The following is a 235-nucleotide window of genomic DNA, read 5'->3' on the forward strand; positions in this document are numbered from 1 at the left end:
ACCGCATCGACGCGCGGATCTAACTCGACGGGGGTTCGGGCGAGCGGTGCCGCCGGCACGTCGATGGGGGCCTCGGGTCCGGTGCGTCCCGGCGACGACGCCGAGGCGACATCGGATGCGCGGCGGCCGCTCGAACCAGCGGGGCCTCGGGCGGCCGGGCGTCGGGCGACGGTCGGCCGCGACCTGGTCGTCGCGCCCGAGCCGAACACGGCCAGGATGCTGCGCACGACTGCCG

Annotated in this window: 1 pseudogene; it reads right to left on the reverse strand. The window is 77.0% G+C overall.

The features are described 5' to 3' along the window. Positions 1-235, reverse strand: a pseudogene (locus QCD70_RS19130) (hypothetical protein); the annotation flags it as partial.

It is taken from the genome of Agreia sp. PsM10 (genome assembly GCF_030433855.1).
In the GTDB taxonomy this organism is placed as follows: domain Bacteria; phylum Actinomycetota; class Actinomycetes; order Actinomycetales; family Microbacteriaceae; genus Agreia.